This window comes from Pedobacter hiemivivus (genome assembly GCF_004331685.1).
GTDB classification, from domain to species: Bacteria; Bacteroidota; Bacteroidia; order Sphingobacteriales; family Sphingobacteriaceae; genus Pedobacter; species Pedobacter hiemivivus.
Genome location: NZ_SJSM01000004.1, coordinates 338824 through 364829, shown reverse-complemented (window position 1 = coordinate 364829; position 26006 = coordinate 338824). Strand labels below are relative to the sequence as shown.

Sequence of the window (26006 nt, the reverse complement as noted above, 5' to 3'; positions counted from 1 at the left end):
CAAGTAGTGTCCGGGTAATGTCCGAGTAATGTCCGGGTAATGTCCGGGTAAATAGGGGTTGCAGATCGTCAATATACGATTAACTTAAAGGAAACTTTTGGTGTAAAATCCTTAGTTGTAACATTCTAGTTAGGTAATAGAAAGTCTGTTTTCGTTAACGATTGTTAACTATTTGGATTGATTGATTTTGATATTTTTGTCTAAATCACCTAAATGTAAACTAACGCGATACCTCATGAAGCAATTCAAGAAAAGCTCACTTGTCCGCAAGGAGCAAATCAGTCCAGCCTGTTATGATCAAATTACGAAGTACTTTTCTATGGTCTCTGGAGATCTGGATTCATTTTTTCCTAGTTTAAAAGATAAACTAGTAGGCTATTATAGTTCTGGCAGAAACATTTTGTTACGGGGCGGTGCTGTTAGTGATAAGTGCTGGTTTATTACCGAAGGCCTGGTAGTTGCTTATTATTATGATCAACTAAACGAACCTGTAACTTTTGCCATTTTTGAGGCCGGAGAAATAGCCATGTTGCCTGACAGCTATACAGGGGGACAAGTTTCCGAATGTTATTTAATGGCTTGTCCGGATACTCATTTGTTGGAAATTAACGCTGCTGTCACCAAAATCATCTACGAGTTATTTCCTGAGACGGAAAGATTGGGTACGTTAATCCTTGCTCAGCAATGGAAAAAAATTCACCAGCGGGATGGGCTTTTGAGGCGTAAAGGCAAAGAACGGGTGAAGCAGTTCTATGTAGCTTATCCTGGAATAGAAGGATCTGGTAGAAAGATCACTTTAGTTCAAAAGATAATATGCTCGTATTTGATTATAACGGAGTCATCCTTAAGTAGACTTAGAAAAGAGATAAAAGAAGAGAAGTATAAATATTCCATAAAAGAAAACTAGATAATTATGAAAGTATCGAGAAATGATAATTTTAATTTGCACCTCTGCATTAGAGGGTTGTGGGTTTTAGTGACCTATATGCATTCAGACATTTATGAATTTGTGTATCATTTTACATTTAAGAAGTCTCTGAAATTGTATGCCAAAGACTTCAAAAATCCATGGGAACAAATTATATATGATGATGATTTTTTTATGGAAATTGAGGATCCTCGTGTTCAAAATTGTCTTGTCGCAATGGGAAGGCTTATTGATTATAAGCAAGAAATGGCCTTAAGGTTTGGGATACCTGAAGAGGAAGACTTGTCGGACGAATTCATTATTTCGCAATCACAAAGATTTAAACCATACCGTTTGGTTTATAAGCAATCTAAAAGTTATAAGAAGTTAATACCATACTATGATCGCACTTTATGGAATATTATAGGTACCTTATCTTTATACGCTTGTGCTTTAACTGCTCAGAGTTACAAAATACCACGTGTATTGAAATCTCAGTTAAATCTACCTGATGCGGATAATTTCAGACTAATGAATTGCGATGATAACAATGTGGAATTACTCGTAAACTTAATTGTAGAATTAAAGAAGGATCTTGAGGGATTTAGGGGGATTCCTTACTCCAGATACAAATAAATGACATCTTTTATATATTTTAAAGATTACTAATAATTTTAGTATTATCTTTGTTTGGATATTGTTATTGAGCTAATTTTGTTAGTGATCGTAAATAGGGAGTCATGGAAGCTAAACTAGAAATTCTAAACAAGCTGCGGCAAGATTTGCTGCTGTGGCAAGGTTTTAAGCCTGCTGAAGGGGAAGCTGCGCAGTGTGTTGGACTTGGTGAAATTGAAGCGGCCTTTCCAGCTGGGGTATTTCCCAGGAAGGCTATTCATGAATTTATTTGTGCAACGCCTGATCAAACGGCCGCCACGGATGGTTTTATTGCTGGATTATTGTCTGTATTGATGGCTGATGGAACGGGTTGTGTATGGATCAGTACGGCACGTAGACTTTTTCCAGCCTCGCTAGCTGCCTTTAATGTCGAGGCTGACCGTATCATTTTCGTGGATGTACGGAATGAACGGGAGGTGCTCTGGGTAATGGAAGAAGCATTGCGTTGTGAAGGTCTGGCAGCGGTAGTGGCCGAAGTAGATAGTTTGAGTTTAGTGGAATCCCGGCGACTCCAGCTAGCTGCAGAAGAACAGGGCATTCCTGCGATGATTATACGCAAGGATCCCAAAAGATTGGTTGCCGGTGTGTCGACTGCACGCTGGAAGATTTCTCCATTGCCCAGTTCTGCTGAACCAGGGATGCCTGGGGTTGGTTTTCCTCGCTGGCGGGTAGAGTTGCTGAAAGTCCGAAGCGGCAATCCAGGCTGCTGGACGCTGGAATGGGAGGCGGATAGGTTCTTGCAGGTTCCTGAGCAAAAAGTGTTTGTTCAAATGGTACAAAGGAAATTTGGTTAATCATGCAGCGGAGGTATATTTCCATATGGTTTCGTCATTTATTGGCGGACTGGCAGCTGATACGGCGACCGGAATTAAAGGAAGTACCCTTTGTTTTTGCTGCCCCTGATCATGGTCGGATGATGGTCACATCGGTCAGCCAGCTTGCCGCTGAACATGATATAACACCGGGAATGTCAGCAGCAGATGCCAAAGCGATTTGCCCAGGCCTGGAAGTATTGGATGATAAAGTCGGGCGTGCAGGGAAACTGCTTAAAGGATTGGGTGAGTATTGTATTCGTTATGCACCGATTGTCGCTATTGATGAATTCAGTATGGATGGCTTGATGCTGGAGGTGAGTGGTTGTGCGCACCTTTGGGGTGGCGAGCGCGAATATTTAAAAGAAATTGTTTCCAGGTTAAAAAGCAAGGGATATACGGTTCGCCTGGCGATTGCCGATACTCCTGGTGCAGCCTGGGCGGTATCGCGCTTTGGAAAGGTTACTCCGCTGGTTGCTTCAGATGGGCATGTCGAAACGTTACAGCTTTTACCACCAGAGGCTTTACGACTGGAAGAAACAACGCTTTCTAAACTTAGAAAGCTGGGCTTTTACCAGATTCGGAGTTTTATTGGGATGCCCAGATCAGTCTTGCGCAGACGTTTTGGTGAAGCGTTTTTACTGCGACTGGCGCAGGCGCTGGGAACGGAAGAGGAAGTGTTGCAACCCTTACGGCAGCCAGTTCCTTTCCGCGAGCGACTGGCTTCCCTGGAGCCGATCAAAACCAAGACCGGAATTGAGATTGCGATTACCAGGCTGCTGGAAGTATTGTGTAAACGTCTGCAGACCGAAGGAGTAGGCCTACGTTCCGGGCTATTGACTGCTTATCGGATTGACGGCAAAATCGTACAGATTGCTATAGGTACCAGCGGGGCTTCTCATAGTGTCGGACATTTATTCAAGCTCTTTGAATTGAAAATCGACCAGATTAAACCCGCATTGGGAATTGAACTTTTTGAGCTCGAAGCATTAAAGGTAGATTCCTTAGAAGTTCCGCAGGAAATCCTATGGAATAGCAAGGCGGGACTAAATAATAAGAGTATTTTACAGTTGATCGACCGGGTAAGCGGAAAGCTTGGTGCAGCTGCAGTGCGTCGTTATATACCGGAAGCGCATTATTGGCCGGAGCGGTCAGCAGGCAAGGCGCGTTCATTAACAGAACTGAGGTTAATGAATTGGAATATGGATAAGCCTAGACCTACTGAGCTATTACCCCGTCCGGAAGTTATACAGGTGATGGCTTTGACTCCGGATCATCCGCCAAAATTTTTCATTTATAAAGGTGAGCAACATCAGGTGGTCAAAGCCGACGGCCCTGAGCGTATCGAAAGGGAATGGTGGCTGGATGCTGGTGAACACAGAGATTATTATCGGGTAGAGGATGCCAGTGGTCGCCGTTACTGGCTGTATCGGTCGGGACATTATGGTGCCAATCAGTCTTTTCAATGGTTTATTCATGGATTTTTTGCGTAATGGGTTATGGAATATAGTGAGTTACAGATTACGTCAAATTTTAGTTTCCTTCGGGGCGCTTCACATGCACATGAGCTGGTGGGGCAGGCTGCGATTTTGGGGTATCAGAAAATAGCGGTTACTGATCGAAATACCTTAGCAGGTATTGTCCGCGCACATGCCGCGTCGAAGGAAAAAGGGCTTGGTTTTATCCCGGCTTGTAGGTTAGATCTGCTAGATGGCCCAAGTTTATTAGCCTATCCTACCGATAAGGAAGCTTACTGCCGACTGTCTGCCTTATTAACTAAAGGCAATCTGCGTGCTGAAAAAGGGGAATGCCATATCTCCCGGGCAGATGTTTATGAACACGGCAAGGGGATGTTGTTTACCATAGTGACGCCTAATCAGCTGGATCGTAGGTTCAAATTTGAGGATGATTTTGTGAATGCGCTCGCACAGTATCGCGAGGCCTTAACTGGACAGTTGTATCTGTCTGCAAGTATGTCGTATTCTGGTTATGATGAAAAACTGATGTTTCGAATTCAGGAACTCTCAGATCGCTTTGGCATTCCAATGGTCGCTACCGGCGACGTTCATTACCATGATCCTTCCCGTAGGGAATTGCAGGATGTACTCACCTGTGTCAGGGAGAAGTGTACCATTCAGGAAGCTGGATTCCGCCTACATATGAATGCAGAACGCTATATGAAACCAGTAGGAGAGATGCACCGTCTGTTCCGCAAATACCCCCAGGCATTACACAACACACTGGAGATTTCGGAAGCCTGTGGTTTTTCCTTAGACGAGCTCAGGTATGTCTATCCGGCAGAAATTAACCAGACTGAGCGAACGCCACAGGAAGAGCTGGAATTCCTTTGCTGGAAAGGGGCACATGATTTTTATGGGGAGACTGTCCCGGAAAAAGTCGTTAAGATGATCGCTTATGAAATGGAGTTCGTAAAAAAAATGGATTATGCGAATTATTTCCTTTTCGTAGAGGACATCGTCAGAGAAGCACGTAGCCGTGGGATATTATGCCAGGGGCGTGGATCTGCAGCAAACTCTGCTGTTTGTTTTTGCCTGGGCATTACTTCCGTAAATCCCATGAAATTTGAGTTGCTGTTTGAGCGCTTTATTTCTTCAGATAGAAATGAGCCACCAGATATTGATGTGGACTTTGAGCATGAAAGACGCGAAGAGATCATCCAGTACATATACAATAAATATGGGCGTGACCGTGCTGCTATTGTGGCTACGGTTACCCAGCTGCATCAGAAAGGCGCGATTCGTGATGTAGGTAAAGCAATGGGTTTATCGGTAGATACCATTAACCGGCTTTCCAATTCGATCTGGGAGTTTACCGATGAATGGTTTGAAGGTAAGCGTATTACTGAACTAGGTTTGAATCCTCGGGATCCGCATTTGAAACAGACCTTGGAACTCACCGCGCAGATGATGGGCTTTCCCCGCCAACTCGGTCAGCATACAGGGGGATTTGTGGTGACCAATGGTAAGCTGACTGATTTATGCCCGATACTGAATGCCAGAATGGAAGACCGGACCAATATTGAATGGAATAAAGATGATATTGATGCATTGGGGTTTTTGAAAGTTGATGTGCTGGCCTTGGGGATGCTCACCTGCATTCGTAAGGGCTTCGATTTATGTAAACAGCATTATGGACTGAACCTCACACTTGCCAATGTACCCCAAGATGACCCTGCGGTTTATGATATGATCTGCCTGGCCGATACACTGGGCGTTTTTCAGATTGAAAGCCGTGCACAGATGTCCATGTTGCCGCGTTTAAAACCCAGGGAATTTTATGACCTGGTTATTGAAGTGGCCATTGTCAGACCTGGACCGATTCAGGGTGATATGGTTCATCCTTATTTGAGGCGGCGAAATGGTGAAGAACCCATTGTTTATCCCTCTCCCGAATTAGAAGAGATTTTGGGCAGGACTTTAGGCGTACCATTATTTCAGGAGCAGGCCATGAAGATTGCGATTGTCGCAGCCGGGTTTACGCCTGCTGAAGCTGATGGGTTGCGCCGCAGTATGGCGACCTTTAAGTCCAAAGGGTTGGTGAATCAATATGAAAAGAAGCTCATTGATGGGATGATGGAGAAGGGCTATACCGAGGAGTTTGCCAAACGAATTTTTAAGCAATTGGAAGGTTTTGGTAGTTATGGTTTTCCAGAAAGCCACGCTGCCAGTTTTGCTTTGCTGGTTTACGTGTCCTGCTGGCTGAAACATTATTATCCGGATGTCTTTGCGGCGGGCTTACTGAACAGCATGCCAATGGGGTTTTACCAGCCGGCACAGATCGTCATCGATGCGCAAAAGCATGGTGTTGAAGTTCGTCCGGCGGATATTAATTTTTCAACCTGGGATAATCTGTTGGAAGAAAAATCGGGAAGGTATTATGCAGTTCGATTAGGTTTTCGTGAGATCAAAGGGCTTCGGCAAGAGGAAATGGATGTTCTGGTAGATCACAGGGCTGAAGGTTATAAAACGATTACATCCTTGCGTGATGCAGGCATTAGCATTGGAACATTAGAACGGCTAGCGGATGCAGACGCATTTCGCTCCATTGGTCTTGACCGCAGGAAAGCATTGTGGGAGGTTTCTGCTTTGCAGGATATGCCGGTGGAGATTTTCAAAGGACAACCTTCAGAAAGTATACTTGAAGCACAGGTCGAATTGCCTTTAATGACACAAGCTGAGCATGTTGTGCAGGATTATGCGACTGTTGGCTTGTCGTTGAAAGCGCATCCGGTGAGCTTTGTACGGCCGCAATTGGAAATGCTGCGCATTTTGTCTACACATACGATCAATAATGATTCAACCAATGGGCAACTGGTCAAAGTAGCTGGATTGGTATTGGTACGCCAGCGGCCCGGTACTGCCGGGGGCGTGTGTTTTATTACGATCGAAGATGAAACTGGTTATTCGAATCTGGTGGTTTTTGAGAAACTGTTTGAGACCTATCGCAAGGAAATCTTGCATTCCAGACTCCTTATGGTTGAAGGCCGTTTACAGCGAGAGGGATTAGTCGTGCATGTCATTGTGAGTAAATGTGTGGACCTGACTAAAATGCTAGGAAAACTTGTACAACGAGAACAGGACGATCTGCAGGTATTGACTTTGTCCGGTGGAGATGAAAAGAGTGCGCCTAAAGAGACCTTTCATGGAGGAAGGAATTTTAGATAATAAATAAGTTTATCGTTATTTAATTTCAGGTAATCGATACTCAGGTCCTCGCACCAGTTTCAATGCCCTGAGCAAATTCAAATAATTATCCGCCATCATTCGTTGGCTGATCTCACTAGATTTTAATCCTTCTAAGCCAGAGATCTTATAATGGTTGTTTTGCTTGGTTAGATTTATGGTTCTAGACTCGTTTGAGAATTTGAATTCCGCTTGATCACTTTCAAAAGTGACATCGCCTAATACCAAATTAAACTTTTCAATTTCTTTTGAAAGGATATCTTCACCTGATCTTTGTTTGGCATAGTTGTAAAATTTTTGGATCATGTTCCGGGTATCTGGAGTGGTGATGATTTCAAGTTCGCTGATGTTACCGTCTTTGACATATTCTCTAACACCTTCAAAAAACAAATTAACAACCTTTATGACCGAATATATTGCAGGTTTATTTTGTTTAAACTTGATTTGATCAGCTATCTTCTTACGCAGTGCAGCAATTTTTTCTACCGTCATGTATTCATTATTTTCACCATTTACTTTCCAACTATCGCCTGTCTTAATCAAATGAATCAAATAATAGTCATGGCCGATCATCCGACAGGTGGCTTTCTCACCGTCAATCTTAACTTCACCAGCACTGATTCTGCTTATGTCCTCACTTATAATAGGGGCATCGACTATTTTGAGATACTCTTGGGTTAATTTAATAAACCTAAACAACAAAGGCTCAGTGACCGACTTTAGTTGTAGAGTGTCACCACTTTTAAGTTTAATACGCCCCTGCATATACTGGTTTGCGATTTCTTTGATTTTACTTTCTTCAGTCTGTTTGCAGCTGGTCGTAAATAAAAACATTCCAATAAGTGATAGGTAGATAGTTTGGGGAAATAATAATAATCGCGTCATAGATAGTTAATTCAAATTGTAATTATAGGCGAATATAACAGTTGATTTTAGATATCCATTTACACACGAGTTGAAGATTGGCTCCGGAAAGATAGTTAATTATGCAGACAGTACTTCTCAGTTGTTTTAGGTTCAAAATTCTGATCATAAACTTAATTTTTTATACATTTAACTCAAAATATTGGAAAATACCAAATTATTTGTGCGGTATTCCAATAACAATTTGACGCTAAATGAATAGAGTAATTTTACAGCCAGCATCCAATAAAGCTTCTAGAATAAATTATGAAAATACTGTTGTTAATTCTATAAGGATAGACAGTATAGTCAAATATATCAATCCAGAGCAGGAAGCAGAATTAAGAGGTATATACCCATCGGGGGAATTTAAGATCTGGGGAATAGACAGAGACGCCGAAGGTAGATCTACGAAGGTGAACGATTGGAACAGAATTACGAAAGGGGATATTGCATTGTTTGCCAGGGATAAGGAGGTGTATGCATCTGCTACTGTTACTTCAAAATTCCGCAATGCCAAACTGGCTATATTTTTATGGGGCTATAAAGAAGCTGATATTACATGGGAATACCTTTATTTTATAGACGAGGTAACGCCTCAAAATATATCCTACGCCAGTTTAAATACAGCTATTCCAAAAGGCGATCTCCTGAAAAATGAGTTTTACGATCCAGAAACCAATATCCAGGGCTTCCGGGTTCTAAGTGACGTTCAAAGTGAGTACGTATTCTCTGTTTTTTCTGATCTGGAAAGTGAAACCTATTTTGATGACACAATTACCGGCAACAGAGATGCTGCAATGGCTAGGCTAAACAAGTTGGATGGCACCGATCGAAACCAAGTCACAAAAGCACGCAAGGAACAAAAGATTTTAAAAGAATGGTTGTTTAGTAAAGGAACATATGCAGTATGCGGAATCTGTAATAAAGAATACCCGGTTTCTTTGCTGGTTGTTGCGCATATCAAAAAACGGTCAAAATCAAACCATGCAGAACGGATAAACCTTGATATCGTTATGCCTATGTGTAAATTGGGCTGCGACGAACTGTATGAACAAGGATACATTGGTGTTAAAGAGGGCAAGGTCGTAAGCATTAATCAGAAGTATACCACAGCAACCATCGAAAGAATAAAAGAATCATTAAGGGGTAATAGCTGCACCCATTATAATGATCAGACAAAAGGATACTTTGAATGGCACCTAAAAGAGAATAAATTTCAATAACTTTATCTTGATGAGCAACTGGAAAGAACTACAAGAAGCCTTAATTAAATTCAGGAACGAACGTGACTGGGAGCAGTTTCATAACCCCAAAGATCTGGCTCTGGCTTTATCTATAGAAGCAGCTGAACTAAATGAGCTTTTTCTTTGGAAAAAGCCAGAGGATGCCAACCAGGAGAAAATCAAAGAAGAATTAGCCGATGTATTGGCTTACGCTATCTTACTTGCAGAAAAATATAATCTTGATATTAATGAGATTGTGTTGGACAAAATCAAAAGGAATGGGGAAAAATACCCGGTTGAGAAGGCGAGGGGGACTGCCAGGAAATACGATGAGCTGAAGTAACTGATGTGGTAAACTTGTAGCAGAAATGTATGTTATAGAATAGGGTCAGTTTATGTATCTAGATTGCGTCAGGTATTCTAAGTCACTAGCTTCCAGAAATATTTATGTTCGGCTTCGAAACTTAGATTTACTTTATGTTTCATTCCGCCTCTTTCCACAAGGGGGGATCTTTCCCAAATGAAGAAAGACGGCAAGAATTTCTCTCCCCTTGAGAGAGCGAGTCCTTCAAAACTAAGCTCAGCTAAATACGAAGGCAGAAAGGGAAATAAATACGATCTTGGTAAGAAATAATAAAATATGTCCATACTATTTAAATATGACGATTCAAATAACATCTTATTGGTAAATGCAGGTACATTACAAGATCCAAAGGAATCAATTGCTGTAGACGCATTAAGGGTGATATTTATAGCGATTAGAGAAACGTCTGAAAGATTGGAGCAAAGGATCCTGTTTAATTCAAAAACTGGGAACACCGAAAACAATTATAGATATACCGAATACGGATCGATCATTGGCGAAACCTGGCAACTCATTGACAGCATCAGACGATTAGAACAGTTATTGCCGTATATTCCTGGAATTTCAAAGCATCTAAGCCATAGTTTAGCGGAGGCCTTTAATCAGATCAGATTGGTAAGAAACTCTTTTCAACATCTCGATGAGCGGATAGAAAGACACTTTTCTAATGTCGGAGGTTCAGTATTCGGTGATCTAATCTGGAGATACCGGGAAGAAAAAAATGAAAGAGAAAGTTTAAATTGTCTAGTTTCCGGAGTCAACCGCCACAAAAAACATACTGAACTAGGTATGGGACCGGAAAATCCAGAATTCAAAGATAATATTGGTGTTTATGATCTCTGGCTTTTATACATTAAAAAAGACGGAGCCGAAGTTCGCATCAGTATAGATCAGGCCATTCTAAAGATTACAGCTCTATTAGACTTCTTGGAAGATAAATACTCCAGGGTATACGAATCACTAGACAAAGAGAAAAAGACTTTTAATCTCCCATACACTTTTCAACTGAGAGTTACACAGAAGGCCTTTGATCGGGTAAATAAGGAAAATTAGCCTGTCTCTCGGAGTTGATTTATACATCAGGTTGAGTACTAATAATTAATCATTTATGCAATTGCGGCAATAAACATTGTACCCAGGGGTAGTATTCCACCTAAGCTACTTCCACCTGTTAATCCCATGTAATGGTATAGTGTCGGAATACTCCAAATAAAAACCACTGGAACTAAAAATAAAAATAGAGTCGGTCTATTTTTTAATCTGTTTATTATCCCCTTAATCATAGTTGTTTTCAGTGAGCGTAAGTTTATACATGTTGTACGTGTTAATTATAGTATATCAATTAATTTGGAGACTAGGTATCTAAACTACAAATGTAAACTGAGATTTATCAAAAAAACACTATTTTGGTTTCCTTGTATTCTTTAAATTAATTAACGCTAATCATAGTCATTCTATATGGGATTATTTGATGTTTTCAAGAAAAAAAGGCAACCTGAGACTATTGATCAAACTCCGGTCAAGGAACCTTATCTTGGTGATTTGGAGAAAACTCAATTGATTTTTGAGTTGATTGATGTACCTCTGGAGAATAGAGGGAGAAGAGTGGCAAAGGTTATGGTAAGCAGTAAAACAGCAGATAAATAGCATGAATTATTTAAAAGAAGAATTAGAGGAAGCTTTGAAAGCTATCAAATCAACTATTGATAAATGCGAAAAAGCGATACTCAAACTAAAAGAAAATTCGGCTCAACATACATTGCTATCTCGAAGGATTAAAGCTTTTCATATCTCAGTTAACTTGATAGAGACGGAGATGTCACATCTGGAATAGTTTGATAAGCTTGTAATTTGGTGATTATATGTTTTATATAGCAAGTTTGAAGAGTAAGAGGATTATTTATGCGCTATTAGTTCTTGTTGTAATAGCGCTCGGTATTTTATCTAGAAAAGTAACTGTAATACCATTAATTGTTGGTGATATATTATACGCGGTAATGATGTTTCTTTTGATAAAATTTCTTCTGATCCAATTGCGGTACTGGAAGGTTGCATTAATTAGTTTGTCAGTCTGTTATTTTATTGAAATTAGCCAGCTCTATCATGCTTCATGGATTGTTCAGATACGAAATACGACCATAGGTGCATTGGTTCTTGGACATGGTTTTCTCTGGAGTGATATGATTGCATACACCGTCGGCACAGCTATTGTATACTTTATTACGCTATGCTCAAGTAGATTTCTATCTAATTAAAGTATGAAGATATTTCAAACAACTATCGCAATAAGAGCAAGAAAGAGGGGGTTTCATTTGATTACTGATGAAATATTTAGCGCGTTACCAGAAATTAAGACGCTTAATGTCGGTATTTGCCAAGTATTTATCCAACATACTTCGGCTTCTCTCACGATAAATGAAAATGCAGATCCAACAGTTAGGAAGGATTTTGAAATGTTCTTTAATAAAGCTGTGCCAGAAAATGATCCCGATTATGAACACGATTATGAGGGAGCTGATGATATGCCTGCACATTTAAAATCATCTCTTTTGGGAAGTTCAGTAAGTCTGCCCATCAGTAATGGAAAGTTCGCATTAGGTATGTGGCAAGGGATTTACCTTTGTGAACATCGTAATTATGGCGGAGAAAGAAAATTAGTGATAACTGCCTGGGGTGAGAACATATGATTAATAATCATCAAAAATAGCTTTGAGATTTGATATGGTTTTGGCTTAAACACCCCCTTTTTTTGCCGTGGATCGCCTTGTGGCGCTGGGCGCAGTATTCTATTTTTGACCTTTACGCAAACCAGATCAGAAAGATCAAATCTAAAATTATTTATATGAGAAAGATAATATCATTTATACACATATCGCTTGATGGTTTTGTGGCAGGGCCAAACGGAGAAATGGACTGGATTAAAGTTGATGAAGAAATTTTTGATGATGTCGCCAAGCGGATAAGTGAAAGCGACACTGCACTATATGGAAGAGTAACTTATCAGATGATGGAAAATTACTGGCCTACAGCAGCAGATAGTACGACAGCATCCAAGCATGACATTGAGCATTCAAAGTGGTATAAAGACGTTCATAAAGTTGTTTTGTCAAAAACAATAAAAGAGACGGGTTTGACCAACACAACGATTATTAGCGACAACCTTTCCGACTCAATAAATGAAATCAAACAACAGGAGGGTAGCGACATCTTGGTTTTTGGTAGCCCAACAGCAACACATTCTCTAATTCAACTGAACTTAATTGATGGCTACTGGCTATTTGTTAATCCAATTATTCTTGGACAAGATATTCCATTGTTTGTAGACATCAAAGACAAAATAAAACTACAACTATTATCTACGCAACAATTTACTAGCGGGGTGACTGCACTGAGTTACACAGTGGATAGAGTATGACTACTAACACCACGCAATTAACCGTTGTACAATTTAGAAAACATAAAGTGGCATACACTGTTGCTGCTGTTGTGGCATTGGCAGGCATGTTTTATTTTATCTTTAAAGATGACGGAAGTGTTTCCTTGACTTGGTTTTTCCTTGCTGCAGGGACACTCTTGTCTGCCTATTGCACCTGGAATGTATTTAGTAATGCCGTAGTATTGGAGCTGAATCCTAATGGTATTAAGTATAAACGCTATTTCTATAGCTGGAATAGATTACTCAGTTACGCAATCCGAGAGGAAGAGGATGAGGGTGGTTCGTTTAACTATTTGGTGTTGAATCTAAAAAATGCTAAAGTTCCCTTGGAGATCCAGTTGGACTGGATCAATGATCAGAAATCAGTAATCGATAATATGGCTATTTTCACTAAAGCTTTCCAGATAGAATTTGAGGGGTGCTGAAAAAGTAGGAATGCGCCTCCAAACCTAATGCTCTTCAATTGTATATTAAATTTCAATTGTGTAGTTTAGGCACATGAAACTACGCTCTATTATTTCAGCATTAACGTTTTTTTTCAGTACAATACTATTTGTTTCCTGCGGCAATGCGCAGTCTCCTCAAGGTACAGATGCAACCCAATAACAACATGAAATATTTTTTGCTTATATGTTGTTTAGGTTATCTATCAGGTTGTTCCAGTTATCGACCTTTATCAAAAGATAATATTAAGGCTGTTCATGTCCTTTTTAAGGATCGTGGATGGGGGCATCACGCCGGTTACAAATTATACGACGGTTCAATTGCTACATGGGATAAAAAAAATATTGGCGTTAAAGCCGCTTTGAATAATCACCAGAACAAACGCTCACTTTTGAAAAAGGAAGGTTCGGATTATTTAGCGCCTTTGTTTGTCAATAAAAAAAACTTTAGATATACACCAATAAAGGTGACTCCTTTAAAAGAGTTTGGCTACATAGAAATGAATTCAAATCAACTTATTTTTTACGGGATTATGGGTAATACCTTCATTGATCTTACAAATGATAAAGTGTATCATTAATTATGGATAAGTTGGTTTTCAAGCTATTCTGCTTTTTACCCCGCAAATTGAAGAACTATTAAGAGGCTCAAGATGTACGATTAAGGAGTCTCTTTCCATGAATAAAGATTGGCTTTTTCAAAGTCTTTGGGCCAGATGATGGACTGTAACAAAAACTGGCGATCATTAGCGCTACGGCCAAGAATTTGAATACCGGTTTCAGCAAGCTCTATCGAGATCTCAGAGAGCGTGATTCCCTCATTTGGCTTGTAAATAGATTGCCAGGTTCCCATTCCTTTTTTGTGATCAAAGCGGAACTCTTTACTACCTATGAATTTGCCGGGCTGATTGGACTTGCCATTGAAAGTAAGGGTAAGTTTCTTTTGGGCCAATGTAAAGTTTGCCTTAGCGTATTGAAATTCGAAGGCTATAAGACTATCAACAGGTTTGGTAGCTAGAGGACTTGCCCATTTAGATGGTAACAAAAGCCTGGAAATTTCCCCCATATTGATGTTGATCTTAGGGTCATTCATGTCCTCTAATTTTCTGTTAACATCATCATTGCTGAAATTACTCATGCTTCTAAAAAAGAGGTTGAGTTGTCGGTCGGTAGCTTTGTTGTCTTTCCCTAGTATAAAGGTGCGGAACATTACTTCCCTTATCTTTCCCTTTGTAAATTGATTATATAATAGTGTGGTCAATTTGTTGATATCAACTTCTCCTGATGGAACGGTTATAGCTGTTTTATTTACAGTATTAATGCGTTTGATAAACTCATGAGCTTTTTGATTAGCCTCTCCTTCAAGCATAAAGTTGAAAGTTTGGGCCAGTATTTGGGTGTCATCAAGGCGCATTACGCTGCAAGCCAAAATGAACGCATATTGCCTGTCGTTATAAATGAATCTGTCGGGGGAGTAGGCAAAATAAGCCTGCATTTCATAGGAGTAGGTTAATGAAATAGTTTTAGATTTTCCAATCCTGGGATACTTCACGTTTGGAATCCCAGATTGGGAAAGGGTAATACCTGTTAAAGGAAAGCTTGTTGTTAAAGGAAGTGCTCCAGTTTTTTGGAAGCTTAAGAACTTCTGGTCGCCCCTTTGAGAATCGGATTTCTGAAGCCCCGATATAAAGACCCTGGACATACCGATCCCCAGCCATTTAGTGATCTTTGGCATCCCCTCAGGGAGGCGGTTCGTCTCGACAAGGAAGCTGAGGTCAAGTTGGGCATTAACACTAAGTGGTAAGCTAAATGCCAGTAAAACAGTAATTGTGAAGAATGCGTTTTTCATCTGATCGTTTAAAGCTTTGAAGATAGTGCTTTAATTTATAAGCAGAAAGAAATCCAAATGGTCTGAAAAACAAATTGTTCGATCGCTTTGTTATACTCCCGAAATCGAATTAGTCACCATAAAATCAATTAAAATGAGTACAATCACGGTAAAAGACGGAACAGAAATCTATTATAAAGACTGGGGAAAGGGGCAACCTCTTTTTTTTCATCATGGATGGCCTTTATCAGGCGATGACTGGGATGGACAAATGATGTTTTTCCTTGAAAAGGGATTTAGAGTGATCGCACATGATCGGAGGGGGCATGGAAGATCTAGTCAAACAGCCGATGGACATGATATGGATACTTATGCCGCTGATGTGGCTGAACTGACTCAAGCACTTGATCTAAAGGATGCAATACATATCGGTCATTCGACCGGTGGTGGCGAAGTGATTCGCTATGTTGCAAAACATGGTAAAGGTCGTGTAGCCAAGGCAGTACTGATTAGTGCTGTACCTCCGATTATGGTACAAAACGAAAATAATCCGGACGGTATTCCCTTGTCTGTATTTGATGAAATACGGGAAGGTACGGCCTATAATAGAGCTCAATATTTTCAAGATTTCACCCTTCCGTTTTATGGGTACAACCGTGAAGGGGCGAAAATATCTCAGGGAGTTCGGGATAATTGGTGGCGTCAGGGAATGATGGGCGGTGTAAAAGCCCATGTAGACTGCATAAAGGCTTTTTCAGAAACAGATTTTACTGAAGATCTTAAAAGTGTGGATGTTCCTGTACTGGTTATGCACGGTGAAGACGACCAGATTGTTCCATTCCCACTTACCGGAGCAAAGGCAGTAAAACTTTTAAAAAATGGAAAGCTTGTTTCTTATCCTGGCTTCCCTCATGGAATGCCAACGACAGAAGCTGCAACCATAAATAAGGATCTCTTGGCTTTCATCAAATTATAGCACGAGTGAATTCCCTGTAATATGTTTTATAGGGAATTTATGCTTTTTATTAAAATTAAAGCACTGATAGAGAAAGGGGTATCGGTAACATCAATGCTTCGACGAGTCCGTGACTGTCTTCTTGTAAGCGATAGCGGACAATCAATGAATCTCTCACTGTAAAATGTGCAGAAAACATGGATGAAAAAATTTGTCCAGAACGGTTCATTTTGGAGCTGAAATGACCTGTAGCTATTGCAAAATCATCCTCTACCAGGATATGCTCTATTTGCGCGGATATGGGTTCAACACTTTGCCAGAGCAGCTTAAAAAATTCCTTTACTTCATTTCGCTTTGTACGTTTGCCTAACCAGGGTGCAAGTTCTTCATTACCCGGAATATCCCAGTCGATCGATTCCGCAAACAATTGAGCTAATGTTTCTAATTCTCTATATGATAATGCCTTATAAAAGTTGTGGACGATTTCTCGTGTTTGAATAGTTTGTGTCTGGAGCATGGTTGATATGTTTATTTACGAAACAAAGAAAACAGGCTCCACTGACAACCTTATGGCAGTGTGATATTTTTTATGCAACGGAATATCTATGGGAGGCATAAGTTGCTTAATCTCTACTTTGTGTGGTATTTTAGGATTTAATGTTGGAAAAAGACTACTCATTTGTAATGTTAATTTGAAATTTGCATTTGTGTTGAAAAATACCGACATTAGCATGGTATTTAAGTGTTAAAGATGGATATATCCGATTTTGAAATAAATGCCAAGAGTGACTTGGAGTACCTAAGTCAGATTGGGGAGTTTTTGAAAGGGACAAGGCTTGAGCTTGATCTCACCCAAAATGTTGTCGCAGAAAGAGCTGGTGTAGATAGGACAACGCTAATAAAAGCGGAAAGAGGAGACTCCATAAATCTCTTGTCGCTTATTCAGATTCTCCGTGCGCTGGGAAAGCTTAGGGTTTTGGAAAATATGAAATTTACAAGGCAGGTCAGCCCAATAAAAATGGCAGAATTATCCATGAAAAAGAAGAGAAGGGCAAGCGGTAACAAGCCCCCGGAAGATAAATTACAATCCGACTGGTAATGACCACAGCAATAATAAATCTTTGGAATAAACGCGTGGGTGCGGTGCTTTGGGATGAAAACAGTCAGTTGGCAAGTTTTGAGTATGATCCAGATTTTATAAGTAAAAATCTGGATATTGCACCAATAAAAATGCCTATTGGGACGCAGGGACGTATTTATTCCTTCCCAGAGCTCGCAAGAAATAATACATTTAAAGGACTGCCCGGACTGTTGGCAGATATTCTTCCCGATAAATATGGTAATGCATTGATCAACGCCTGGCTTGTGGCCAATGGTCGTCGAGCAGATAGTATGAATCCAGTAGAAATGCTCTGTTTTGTTGGTAAGCGGGGGATGGGGGCGTTGGAGTTTGAACCGGCAACAGCAGGAACTGCAGATCGGGCTACCAAGATCGAAATTGAAGGACTTGTACATATTGCTGGAAAGATCTTGCAGGGCCGTCAGGATTTTTTGGTTGATATGAATGCCGACGAGCAAAAGGCGCTAATGGATATTCTTCGCATAGGAACCTCTGCTGGTGGGGCAAGGGCAAAAGCCCTGATTGCCTATAATGAACAGACTAAAGAAGTTCGTTCAGGACAGGCAAAGGCACCAGAAGGATTTGCCCATTGGCTGATCAAGTTTGATGGTGTCCACGACAGCCAGTTTGGTGCTACTTATGGTTTTGGCAGGGTTGAGTATGCCTATCACCTCATGGCAGTTGCCAGTGGAATTGAAATGACTGAGTGTAGACTCTTGGAGGAAAATGAAAGGGCGCACTTTATGACTAAAAGGTTTGATCGCAGTCCAGATAAACAACACGTACAGACCTGGTGCGCAATGGAGCACCTTGACTTTAATAACGTGGGGTTATACAGTTATGAACAGTTGTTTCAGACCATGAGGGTATTACGTTTACCCTATCCGCAGGCAGAACAGCTTTTTAGGAGGATGGTATTCAATGTGATTGCCAGGAACTGTGATGATCATTCTAAAAACTTTGCCTTTATAATGGATAAAAGGGGTGAATGGGCATTGTCACCCGCATATGATGTATGCCACGCTTATAGACCTGGAAGTGTGTGGGTAAGCACGCAATCTCTAATGCTCAACGGAAAAAGGGATGGGATTGTACGTGCAGATTTATTGGAGGTGGCACGGAAAATGAATATCAAGTCAGCTGAGTCAATAGTAGCAGAAATCCAGGATAAGGTCGATAATTGGGAGGTTTATGCAGATCTGGCAAAGGTTAGTGAAAAGTTAAGAGAAGGCATAAAGACAACACTTTTAAAGCTATAGTAAAATGAGAGATCAATGAATAGGTTTACAATTGAATTGTTATTTCACATTATAGGAATAGGTTCTTCATCTGGATTGTTTTTAAAGGACAATTCGCTTTATGTAATTGGTGATAACAGTTCTTATTTCTATGAATATGAACTCAAATCGTCTGCTTTAAAACGTTATGCACTTAGTGAATACCCAGCTGAAAATATAATGAAGAAACTGAAGCCAGATTTTGAAGCAATGACTTTTTATGGTGATTCATTTTATCTTTTCGGATCCGGATCTACCGAGAATCGAACCAAAATGGTTCAGTTAAATTCAACGACTAAAGAAAGGATTTCTGTTCTTGATTTATCTGCATTATATAAAAACATGCAGGTATTAGCTGGATTGAATACCGAAAACTTTAATATAGAAGGGGTGGTTCGTACCGGAGATACTTGGTATTTCTTTAACCGCGGGAATGGAAACACCGGAAGAAATATTGTTTTTACGGTCCATGGTAAGGATTTAACTGGAAACACTAAAATTACATTTGCCGAATTAAAGCTCCCTGAAATTAGAGGTATCCAGGCTAGTTTTACGGATGCCATAGAAGTGGGGGATAAATTTTACTTTTTAGCAGCAGCGGAAAATACGAATTCGACCTATAATGACGGTGAAGTTTTAGGAAGTATCATTGGCTGTATAGATGTTAAAACAATGAAAGTGGTATTCACAAAAGAAATCTCAGACCGACATAAATTTGAGGGGCTCACTTTACAGCATAACTCGGGGAATGAACTATCATTCCTGTTGTGTGAAGATAATGATAGCGATCAGTTGGGGGCAGATATTTACCTATTATCTCTTGAATTAGCGGATAATTATAGATATTAGCCCTGTGATGTTCCAGAATAATGAAAAATAGAATAAAAGATCAAGACGAATATTACTGGGTTCAATGCTTTAAACAGGGGGATCCTGATGCGCTAGCTTATTTCTTTGATCTTCATTATAAAGCTTTATGCTACTTTGCCGAACGTTTGATTGGAGATGAAGCAGAAGCAGAGGATATTGTTGCGGATTGCTTTTTGAAACTCTGGAAAGGTGACCGGCAAATAGAGACCGCTCAAAATGTAAAAGCATTTCTATACATCAGTTGCCGAAATGCTTGTATGGACTATTTTCGAAAACTGAAAGTTAAGACCGCTGCCCAGGAGTATACCTACAGGCAATTAGAGCATGGTGAGGAGGGCATTTTTTATGAAGTCGTTAAAACTGATGTCATGGAAATACTGGCAGCAGAGATCGAGTCTCTACCAGTTTAATAAAGTAGCTTTCAAAAGCTCTGGAGAACAGGTATTCGATCAAATGTTTGGCTTTAATCGCCCACTCACTGATACTTTCCAATATGTTAATACAATGGCAAATGGTGGACTGGCCGAAAGGTTAGCCTTGCGGGAAATTTTGATGACCTCAGCAGAACACACCGCTGTAATCCACTTGATCCAGACAGTATGGACGACCTTACTGATGCTACAGAGGCCAGCCGGACGATCATGATGGGGCTGAACCGGGACTGGATCAAAAAGCAGGGGGACTTTTTTGTAGAATCTCCCATCAACTTTTTAACAGTTGAATAAATAGTCGGATTTGATCAGTACGAAATCATGGCTATTATAAAAGAAATCATTGCTTCTAATAAGGTTGTATGCCTTGAAGCGGTAGAACTTTATCCTCTTCTTGATACCAAAGGAAACAAAATGGCTGAAACTGGTTTTGAAATATTGGAAGAAATTACACCTTGTATAGAAGACGCCTGCTAATACTTGTATTAGTGGGCTGTACTATTCAGGAAATTAAGTATCATTGCGCTTAAAAAGCTGTAAATTTGTAACATAGAAACCATCGTATGTCTGTTAAACTTCTAAAAACCGAAAGTGAAGAAATTTTGCTCCAAATGATCAAGAAGGGCGACTACTTAGCTTTTGAAGAGTTGTACTCAAGACATTTTCAAACAGTTTATGCGATGGCCTATAATATCCTTCGGGATCCTCAGCAAAGTAAAGATATTGTTCAGGACATTTTCGTGTGGTTTTGGGAACATCGGGAACAATGGAACCTGACATCCTGCCGGGGTTATCTGCTTACTGCTGTCAAATTTAAAACTGCCAATTATTTTAGGGAAAATAAGGTGAAAGAAGTTTTTTTTGCTGGTCTTTCGAAACAACAAATGGCTTCTGAAGACAATAGTGTGTTGATGGAAGTTCGCCAGTTGAATGACCTCATTCTTTCATTGACGACTGAGCTGCCAGAGCGCTGCCAGGAAATTTTCAGGTTGAGCCGTTTTAATCAGTTGTCTAATCGAGAAATTGCCGTTAAACTAGGGATTACTGAAAAGACGGTAGAGGCTCATATTACTTCTGCGCTTAAGAAATTAAAAGAAAAGTTGGGCAAAGGGCATATTTTCTTATATTTTTTGATCTGATAATCAGTTAGTTGTAAAATATTTGGCGTTATTTTTATTTTAGACTTAGGGTAAGACCCTGTTTTTGTGCTTTACACTATATTAACAATTGGGTAATGCAAAAAGAAGAATTCATCGCTATTGCAAGTAAAGTCTCCGAAGGACTGGCAACTGATCAGCAGAAACAACTATTCCTCTATCACTTGGGTACTTTCGCTAAGGAAAATCCAGAATGGGAAAAATTGGATCTAGGGTTTAGACAGCAAATTGAAGATGAAATCAAATCTGACATCCGAATACAAGTTTTTGGAGAGGCTAAATGGAAACCTAAAACTACAAGGCTTTGGCCTCGTATTGTAGCCATTGCTGCTGCGGTTGCTTTTATTATTTTGGGAGTTTACTTCTTTAACTATAGAAATGATAAGCACTTGGACATTGATAATTTAGTGATGCAGGGTGTTGGGCCTGGTAAAAATGGGGCTACACTAACTTTGGCCGATGGGAAAAAGATCTTATTATCAGATGCAGTGAAAGGTCAGCTTGCTAATGAAGCTGGAGTAAGCATCAGTAAAACCGAAGATGGACAAGTAGTATACAAAGTAGTTGGAGTTAGAGCTAATGAAGCCGGTAAGAATAATACCATGACGACAGCTAGAGGAGAACAATGGGTTTTGGAGTTGCCTGACGGAACAAGGGTTTGGCTGAATTCAGCTTCATCTTTAACATATCCGGCATTTTTTGCTAAAACAGGTTCAAGAAAGGTGGAATTGACTGGGGAGGCTTATTTCGCAGTGGCAAAAGATAAACTCCATCAATTTATAGTAAAGACCAAAGGTCAGGATGTAGAAGTATTGGGTACGCATTTTAATATTAATGCATATCCCGAGGAGGAAAGCGTAAAGACCACTTTGTTTGAGGGTAGAGTGAAAGTTAGCCCATTCTACACACAAGGGGAGGCTCTTTCAGAGGGTGAAAAGGCAACGGTGCTAAAACCGGGTGAACAGTCTGTTCTGGCAAATAATACCATAAAAGTATTACCTGCGAATACTGAACAGGCCCTGGCCTGGAAGAACGGTTACTTCATGTTTGAAAATGAGAATATCAAAAGCATTATGCGAGAGGTTTCACGCTGGTACGATGTTGATGTGATTTACCAGGGCAATGTAGAGCAGAAGACAATTGAAGGAACGGTGTCCAAGTTTAAGAATGTATCAACAGTATTAGAAATGCTGGAAAGCACGAAAGTTGTGAAATTTAAGATAAATGGTAAACAAATCGTTGTAATGCCAGGGAAAGACAATAACTGAAATTGAATCATCGACAATGGGATTAACCATCCCTGTAACTAATCTAATATATTAACGAAACTTAAAAGACCACATGAGAAAATCTTTACGACCGAAAAGCTAAGGGAATTACTGGTTGTTCAATAAGAAGCCGGGTAGGTGCTCGACACACCAACCCGGCAGAAGCTTGAGTTAACCTTTCCGGATTCCTTGGAGGAATCCGAAGAACAATTTTGTCAACTATTACCAATCAACTCAAACCAAAGTAAAAGTAATGAAAAAATATGCTTTTAATATTGGCATGCTAACTTTTTGGCTGCCAACTAAACTACTATTGATTATGAAATTGATCATAGTTTTGCTCTTTGCCTGCTTAATGCAGGTAAGTGCAGCGGGATTTGCGCAGAAGGTAACGCTAAACAAAAGGATGCTTCTAAAGGAGGCGCTGAGAGAGATACGCGTACAGTCTGGATACAACATATTGTATGATGCGGATTTGCTAAAAAATGCTACCAGGATAAATGTAAATCTTAAGGATGCTTCAATTGATGAGGCATTGAAATCTGTTTTGACCGATCAAAAGATCAGCTATGCAATCAAGAAGAATACCGTGATTTTAGAAAAGAAAACACCTTCGATTTTGGATAATATCATTGCCCGATTTCAAAACATCGATGTCAAAGGTCGTATCCTGGATCAGCAGAAAAATCCGCTGCCCGGAGCAACAATCAAAGTAAAGGGAAGCAGTCAATCTGTAGTAACCAATGAACGGGGCGAATTCCTCTTAAGGAACATAAATGAGAACGCAGTATTGATAATTGCTTACGTTGGTTATGTTCCAAAAGAATTGAATGCCGCAAAAGATTTGGGAGATATTGTATTGTTGCTTTCAGATAATAAACTGGAAGAAGTAATGGTGGTGGGTTATGGTGTGCAACAAAAAGCCACCATGACATCAGCTGTTTCACAGGTTTCGGGTGAGGAGCTACAAAGAAACCAATCTCCGAACCTGTCTCAAAAGCTGGCTGGTGTGTTGCCGGGTATAACCGCATTTAATACCTCGGGCGAGCCGGGACAGGATGCGGCTACACTAACTGTTAGGGGCTTTAGTACGATAAACGGAGCCACCGGGACAACAAATAATAACGGTCCGCTGATTGTTATTGACGGGATTGTTCGGGCCAGCCTTTCTTATATTGACCCCAATGATATTGCCAGTGTTTCTGTATTAAAAGACGCTGCTGCGACCGCTGTGTATGGCGCACGAGCAGCTAACGGTGCCTTGCTGATCACAACCAAGCGTGGCGACGATGGTAATACCACAATCTCTTATACCGGTAATTTCGGCGTGCAGGAAGCCTCTAAGATCACTAAGACTAACGATGCCTATACTTTTGCCTCATTAACCAATTTGGCTTACCAGAATGATGGCACTTTTGCCCCTACTTATTTTGGAACTAGGGGTTTTAACGCCGAGGCGCTTGCAGCAATACAAAGCGGCTCTGATCCTAACCGCTATGCCAATACCAATTGGTATAAACTATTTTATGGTACCTCTCCTAACCAACAATCACACAATGTTTCTGTTAGCGGTGGCACACCAAAGAGCCGCTATTTTGTGTCGGGGGGCTATCTGCAACAGAATGGTTTCTGGGCCGCTTCTGATTTTAAGCGTTATAATATCAGGGCTAACCTAGATGGAAAAATAGCTAATAACTTTGATTTTACCTTAAATATTTCCGGCCGCAGGCAAGTCTCCAATAATATTGATAAGTTTAGCGGGCCTAATAATTATACCATTTCACAATCTCCATTGTCACCGGTACAATACACCGATGGTAAATACGTCTATTTCCCGGCCACGGGTGGGAATGTTTACCTGGATGCTACGGGGCAGGGGGGCTACAACAATGGAACCACAGATATTTTAGAAAGTTCTGCAACACTTTCTTATAAAGTGCCTTTTATTCCAGGACTTGCCATCAAAGGTTTATACAGTTTTGATATCACCACTGGTTTTACCAAGGTTTTTGTTAAACCGTATACTTCTTATTTACTGAATGATGATAATACACGGACGATACCGGCAAGTGTAGCGTCAGCAACTGCCTCGCTTACAGAGGCCATGACCAGGATTCAGAGCATTACTTCAGAGTTTTCGCTCAATTACAATCGTACCTTTTTGCAGGATCACAATGTAAGCGCCTTGCTGCTATATACAGAAACAAGTAATATGGCCGAAGGTTTGAATGCGAAGCGCGTCAATTTTCCTTCGCCGGCGCTTGACCAGCTAAGCCTTGGTAATACCACTGGAGCCACCAACGGTAATACGGCTCTCCAGAACGGAAGAAGAAGCATTGTTGGTAGGTTGACTTATAATTATAAGGAAAAATACTTGTTTGAGTTCAGTTCAAGGTACGATGGATCAGATCTGTTCCCTCCAGACCATCGTTATGGCTTCTTCCCCGCAGTTTCGATAGGTTGGCGTTTATCAGAGGAAAAGTTCATCAAAGATCATTTCAGTTTTGTAAGTAACCTGAAGATCAGGGGCAGTTGGGGTAAAGCAGGAAATGATGCCGGCGGTGCCTTTCAATATCTAAGTACCTATTCGATCCCTTCAAACAGCTATGGTTTCGGTGGTATATCCGGGCAAGTTTTAGTGCCTGGGGTAATTCCCAATCAGGTTTTTACCTGGGAAACGGCTACAACTACAGACATTGGATTGGAAGCTGCCTTATGGAATAACCTTTTAGGGATCAACGCAGATTACTTTTATAAACGAACTAGTAATATTCTTTCTACCCCCGCTGAGGCGGTTCCAGGTGTGTTAGGCGGCACCCTGCCTATCGGCAATTATGGTATTGTTGATAATAGCGGTTTTGAAATTGAGCTTACCCATCAAAATACGATCGGGCAGGTAAGCTATTATGCTAAGCCAAATATTACTTTTAATAAAAGTAAAGTGATTTATTACCCGGAAGCCGCAAGCACACCTGATGCAACACGTCTTACCGGAAAATCAGTGAGCCTAAATCCGGTGGTAGGCTATCTCGCCAATGGATTATACCAAAGCATGGCAGAAATTACCAGCGGCCCAACACCACTTAGTCCTGCCACCAAACCAGGCGATATCAAGTATGTGGATGTTAACCAGGATGGAAAAATCACGGCAAGTGATAAAGTACTGCTTTCTAGCGGCCTAACACCGCATATTATTTTAGGCTTAAATACCGGGGCTAAGTACAAAAATTTTGATGTTAACATGATATTTCAGGGTGCCTTACAGGTACAGAATGTTTTGAATTTAAACATCATTCGGTCAAACCTGTTTCCATGGGCTACTGATAGCTGGACACCGACCAATCCGGGCGCTTCCCATCCCCGTTTAACAAATGTCAGTAATTTTGATAACTCCAGCCTGCAGGTTAGAAACGGCGCTTATATGCGGATGAAGAGCCTTGAATTGGGTTATACATTACCAAAAGAATGGCTCAGCAAATTGAGTATCGGAAATGCCCGCTTGTTTGTAAGCGGTACCAATCTGTTCACGCTTTCGCATTTAAAAGACTTTGCCGACCCCGAAAGTGGTTTGTTCGCGACACCTTTAATGAAATTGTATAATGTTGGGGTAAATGTGAAATTTAATTAGCCA

27 protein-coding genes and 1 pseudogene are annotated in these 26006 nt (G+C 40.5%); 25 read left to right on the top strand and 3 right to left on the bottom strand.

The window, feature by feature from the left end; all coding sequences use genetic code 11:
* The first annotated feature begins 235 nt into the window (after positions 1–235).
* The 5 genes from EZ444_RS10115 (at position 236) to EZ444_RS10095 (ending at position 7079) form a co-directional block, all read left to right on the top strand.
* Positions 236–907, top strand: a complete 672-nt coding sequence (locus tag EZ444_RS10115; protein WP_131608609.1) for a Crp/Fnr family transcriptional regulator — start codon at positions 236–238, stop codon at positions 905–907.
* Positions 908–913: 6 nt separating this feature from the next.
* On the top strand, positions 914–1543 hold the full coding sequence (locus EZ444_RS10110; protein WP_131608608.1) for a hypothetical protein: 630 nt from the start codon (positions 914–916) through the stop codon (positions 1541–1543).
* Positions 1544–1689: 146 nt separating this feature from the next.
* Complete coding sequence (locus EZ444_RS10105) at positions 1690–2376, top strand: ImuA family protein (RefSeq protein WP_225874690.1); 687 nt, start codon at positions 1690–1692, stop codon at positions 2374–2376.
* Between the two features lie 2 nt (positions 2377–2378).
* On the top strand, positions 2379–3887 hold the full coding sequence (locus tag EZ444_RS10100) for a Y-family DNA polymerase (protein ID WP_131608606.1): 1509 nt from the start codon (positions 2379–2381) through the stop codon (positions 3885–3887).
* 6 nt (positions 3888–3893) lie between these two features.
* Positions 3894–7079 carry an error-prone DNA polymerase gene (locus tag EZ444_RS10095; protein WP_131608605.1) on the top strand — a complete coding sequence of 1062 codons (3186 nt, stop codon included), beginning with the start codon at positions 3894–3896 and terminating at the stop codon, positions 7077–7079.
* Between the two features lie 15 nt (positions 7080–7094).
* Here EZ444_RS10095 and EZ444_RS10090 read toward each other — a convergent pair whose 3' ends face one another.
* Positions 7095–7982, bottom strand: a complete 888-nt coding sequence (locus EZ444_RS10090; RefSeq protein ID WP_131608604.1) for a hypothetical protein — start codon at positions 7980–7982, stop codon at positions 7095–7097.
* Between the two features lie 233 nt (positions 7983–8215).
* On the opposite strand from EZ444_RS10090, the gene EZ444_RS10085 reads away from it, so the two are divergent.
* From EZ444_RS10085 to EZ444_RS10040, 9 genes are all read left to right on the top strand, one after another.
* Positions 8216–9226 carry a hypothetical protein gene (locus tag EZ444_RS10085; RefSeq protein WP_131608603.1) on the top strand — a complete coding sequence of 337 codons (1011 nt, stop codon included), beginning with the start codon at positions 8216–8218 and terminating at the stop codon, positions 9224–9226.
* Positions 9227–9236: 10 nt separating this feature from the next.
* Positions 9237–9569 (top strand): nucleotide pyrophosphohydrolase, encoded by a 333-nt coding sequence (locus tag EZ444_RS10080; protein ID WP_131608602.1) that lies wholly within the window; start codon positions 9237–9239, stop codon positions 9567–9569.
* Positions 9570–9866: 297 nt separating this feature from the next.
* Entirely contained in the window at positions 9867–10643 is a 777-nt protein-coding gene (locus tag EZ444_RS10075; protein ID WP_131608601.1) for a hypothetical protein, read from the top strand.
* A 405-nt stretch (positions 10644–11048) separates the two neighbouring features.
* On the top strand, positions 11049–11237 hold the full coding sequence (locus tag EZ444_RS10070; RefSeq protein ID WP_131608600.1) for a hypothetical protein: 189 nt from the start codon (positions 11049–11051) through the stop codon (positions 11235–11237).
* A gap of 215 nt (positions 11238–11452) precedes the next feature.
* Positions 11453–11845, top strand: coding sequence for a ribosomal maturation YjgA family protein (locus EZ444_RS10060; RefSeq protein WP_131608598.1), 393 nt, complete (start codon positions 11453–11455; stop codon positions 11843–11845).
* A gap of 3 nt (positions 11846–11848) precedes the next feature.
* Entirely contained in the window at positions 11849–12277 is a 429-nt protein-coding gene (locus EZ444_RS10055) for a secondary thiamine-phosphate synthase enzyme YjbQ (RefSeq protein ID WP_131608597.1), read from the top strand.
* Between the two features lie 155 nt (positions 12278–12432).
* Positions 12433–13005: a dihydrofolate reductase family protein gene (locus tag EZ444_RS10050; protein ID WP_131608596.1), complete on the top strand. Its 573-nt coding sequence runs from the start codon at positions 12433–12435 to the stop codon at positions 13003–13005.
* The gene (locus EZ444_RS10045) at positions 13002–13451 is read left to right on the top strand and encodes a hypothetical protein (protein ID WP_131608595.1); all 450 of its coding nucleotides are present in this window, start codon (positions 13002–13004) and stop codon (positions 13449–13451) included. Before EZ444_RS10050 ends, EZ444_RS10045 begins: the two co-directional genes overlap by 4 nt.
* Before the next feature lie 185 nt (positions 13452–13636).
* Positions 13637–14050, top strand: a complete 414-nt coding sequence (locus EZ444_RS10040; protein WP_131608594.1) for a hypothetical protein — start codon at positions 13637–13639, stop codon at positions 14048–14050.
* Positions 14051–14130: 80 nt separating this feature from the next.
* On the opposite strand, the gene EZ444_RS10035 is transcribed toward EZ444_RS10040, so the two are convergent.
* Positions 14131–15318: a hypothetical protein gene (locus EZ444_RS10035; RefSeq protein WP_131608593.1), complete on the bottom strand. Its 1188-nt coding sequence runs from the start codon at positions 15316–15318 to the stop codon at positions 14131–14133.
* Positions 15319–15451: 133 nt separating this feature from the next.
* Here EZ444_RS10035 and EZ444_RS10030 point away from each other — a divergent pair, with 133 nt between their 5' ends.
* Positions 15452–16273, top strand: a complete 822-nt coding sequence (locus tag EZ444_RS10030; protein ID WP_131608592.1) for an alpha/beta fold hydrolase — start codon at positions 15452–15454, stop codon at positions 16271–16273.
* Between the two features lie 55 nt (positions 16274–16328).
* Here EZ444_RS10030 and EZ444_RS10025 read toward each other — a convergent pair whose 3' ends face one another.
* On the bottom strand, positions 16329–16769 hold the full coding sequence (locus EZ444_RS10025) for a nuclear transport factor 2 family protein (RefSeq protein ID WP_131608591.1): 441 nt from the start codon (positions 16767–16769) through the stop codon (positions 16329–16331).
* 234 nt (positions 16770–17003) lie between these two features.
* Between EZ444_RS10025 and EZ444_RS10020 the strand changes: the two genes are divergently transcribed.
* The 10 genes and pseudogenes from EZ444_RS10020 (at position 17004) to EZ444_RS09985 (ending at position 26003) form a co-directional block, all read left to right on the top strand.
* Entirely contained in the window at positions 17004–17351 is a 348-nt protein-coding gene (locus EZ444_RS10020) for a helix-turn-helix domain-containing protein (RefSeq protein ID WP_131608590.1), read from the top strand.
* Positions 17351–18631 carry a type II toxin-antitoxin system HipA family toxin gene (locus EZ444_RS10015; protein ID WP_131608589.1) on the top strand — a complete coding sequence of 427 codons (1281 nt, stop codon included), beginning with the start codon at positions 17351–17353 and terminating at the stop codon, positions 18629–18631. The genes EZ444_RS10020 and EZ444_RS10015 overlap by 1 nt, the downstream gene beginning before the upstream one ends.
* Before the next feature lie 15 nt (positions 18632–18646).
* Positions 18647–19498 (top strand): DUF6929 family protein, encoded by an 852-nt coding sequence (locus tag EZ444_RS10010; protein ID WP_131608588.1) that lies wholly within the window; start codon positions 18647–18649, stop codon positions 19496–19498.
* 20 nt (positions 19499–19518) lie between these two features.
* On the top strand, positions 19519–19929 hold the full coding sequence (locus EZ444_RS10005; protein WP_131608587.1) for an RNA polymerase sigma factor: 411 nt from the start codon (positions 19519–19521) through the stop codon (positions 19927–19929).
* Positions 19844–20068 (top strand): annotated as a pseudogene (locus EZ444_RS27850) (DUF5712 family protein); the annotation flags it as partial. The gene EZ444_RS10005 and the pseudogene EZ444_RS27850, both read left to right, overlap by 86 nt.
* Positions 20069–20118: 50 nt before the next feature.
* A complete protein-coding gene (locus EZ444_RS27740) occupies positions 20119–20244 on the top strand; it encodes a hypothetical protein (RefSeq protein ID WP_262711250.1) in 126 nt (41 codons plus the stop codon).
* The gene (locus EZ444_RS10000; RefSeq protein WP_225874692.1) at positions 20245–20427 is read left to right on the top strand and encodes an arginase family protein; all 183 of its coding nucleotides are present in this window, start codon (positions 20245–20247) and stop codon (positions 20425–20427) included.
* Between the two features lie 86 nt (positions 20428–20513).
* Complete coding sequence (locus tag EZ444_RS09995) at positions 20514–21089, top strand: RNA polymerase sigma-70 factor (protein ID WP_131608585.1); 576 nt, start codon at positions 20514–20516, stop codon at positions 21087–21089.
* A 95-nt stretch (positions 21090–21184) separates the two neighbouring features.
* Positions 21185–22375 (top strand): FecR family protein, encoded by a 1191-nt coding sequence (locus EZ444_RS09990; RefSeq protein WP_131608584.1) that lies wholly within the window; start codon positions 21185–21187, stop codon positions 22373–22375.
* Between the two features lie 319 nt (positions 22376–22694).
* The gene (locus EZ444_RS09985) at positions 22695–26003 is read left to right on the top strand and encodes a TonB-dependent receptor (RefSeq protein WP_165503579.1); all 3309 of its coding nucleotides are present in this window, start codon (positions 22695–22697) and stop codon (positions 26001–26003) included.
* Positions 26004–26006 lie beyond the last annotated feature (3 nt).

Coding starts and splice junctions, on each gene's coding strand:
- EZ444_RS09990 (WP_131608584.1), top strand. CDS start 21,185: ATGCAAAAAGAAGAATTCATCGCTATTGCAAGTAAAGTCTCCGAAGGA.
- EZ444_RS10070 (WP_131608600.1), top strand. CDS start 11,049: ATGGGATTATTTGATGTTTTCAAGAAAAAAAGGCAACCTGAGACTATT.
- EZ444_RS10085 (WP_131608603.1), top strand. CDS start 8,216: ATGAATAGAGTAATTTTACAGCCAGCATCCAATAAAGCTTCTAGAATA.
- EZ444_RS10080 (WP_131608602.1), top strand. CDS start 9,237: ATGAGCAACTGGAAAGAACTACAAGAAGCCTTAATTAAATTCAGGAAC.
- EZ444_RS10050 (WP_131608596.1), top strand. CDS start 12,433: ATGAGAAAGATAATATCATTTATACACATATCGCTTGATGGTTTTGTG.
- EZ444_RS10030 (WP_131608592.1), top strand. CDS start 15,452: ATGAGTACAATCACGGTAAAAGACGGAACAGAAATCTATTATAAAGAC.
- EZ444_RS10045 (WP_131608595.1), top strand. CDS start 13,002: ATGACTACTAACACCACGCAATTAACCGTTGTACAATTTAGAAAACAT.
- EZ444_RS10025 (WP_131608591.1), bottom strand. CDS start 16,769: ATGCTCCAGACACAAACTATTCAAACACGAGAAATCGTCCACAACTTT.
- EZ444_RS10020 (WP_131608590.1), top strand. CDS start 17,004: ATGGATATATCCGATTTTGAAATAAATGCCAAGAGTGACTTGGAGTAC.
- EZ444_RS09995 (WP_131608585.1), top strand. CDS start 20,514: ATGTCTGTTAAACTTCTAAAAACCGAAAGTGAAGAAATTTTGCTCCAA.
- EZ444_RS10035 (WP_131608593.1), bottom strand. CDS start 15,318: ATGAAAAACGCATTCTTCACAATTACTGTTTTACTGGCATTTAGCTTA.
- EZ444_RS10100 (WP_131608606.1), top strand. CDS start 2,379: ATGCAGCGGAGGTATATTTCCATATGGTTTCGTCATTTATTGGCGGAC.
- EZ444_RS10005 (WP_131608587.1), top strand. CDS start 19,519: ATGAAAAATAGAATAAAAGATCAAGACGAATATTACTGGGTTCAATGC.
- EZ444_RS10090 (WP_131608604.1), bottom strand. CDS start 7,982: ATGACGCGATTATTATTATTTCCCCAAACTATCTACCTATCACTTATT.
- EZ444_RS10060 (WP_131608598.1), top strand. CDS start 11,453: ATGTTTTATATAGCAAGTTTGAAGAGTAAGAGGATTATTTATGCGCTA.
- EZ444_RS09985 (WP_165503579.1), top strand. CDS start 22,695: ATGAAATTGATCATAGTTTTGCTCTTTGCCTGCTTAATGCAGGTAAGT.
- EZ444_RS10095 (WP_131608605.1), top strand. CDS start 3,894: ATGGAATATAGTGAGTTACAGATTACGTCAAATTTTAGTTTCCTTCGG.
- EZ444_RS27740 (WP_262711250.1), top strand. CDS start 20,119: ATGGACGACCTTACTGATGCTACAGAGGCCAGCCGGACGATCATGATG.
- EZ444_RS10075 (WP_131608601.1), top strand. CDS start 9,867: ATGTCCATACTATTTAAATATGACGATTCAAATAACATCTTATTGGTA.
- EZ444_RS10115 (WP_131608609.1), top strand. CDS start 236: ATGAAGCAATTCAAGAAAAGCTCACTTGTCCGCAAGGAGCAAATCAGT.
- EZ444_RS10040 (WP_131608594.1), top strand. CDS start 13,637: ATGAAATATTTTTTGCTTATATGTTGTTTAGGTTATCTATCAGGTTGT.
- EZ444_RS10055 (WP_131608597.1), top strand. CDS start 11,849: ATGAAGATATTTCAAACAACTATCGCAATAAGAGCAAGAAAGAGGGGG.
- EZ444_RS10010 (WP_131608588.1), top strand. CDS start 18,647: ATGAATAGGTTTACAATTGAATTGTTATTTCACATTATAGGAATAGGT.
- EZ444_RS10015 (WP_131608589.1), top strand. CDS start 17,351: ATGACCACAGCAATAATAAATCTTTGGAATAAACGCGTGGGTGCGGTG.
- EZ444_RS10110 (WP_131608608.1), top strand. CDS start 914: ATGAAAGTATCGAGAAATGATAATTTTAATTTGCACCTCTGCATTAGA.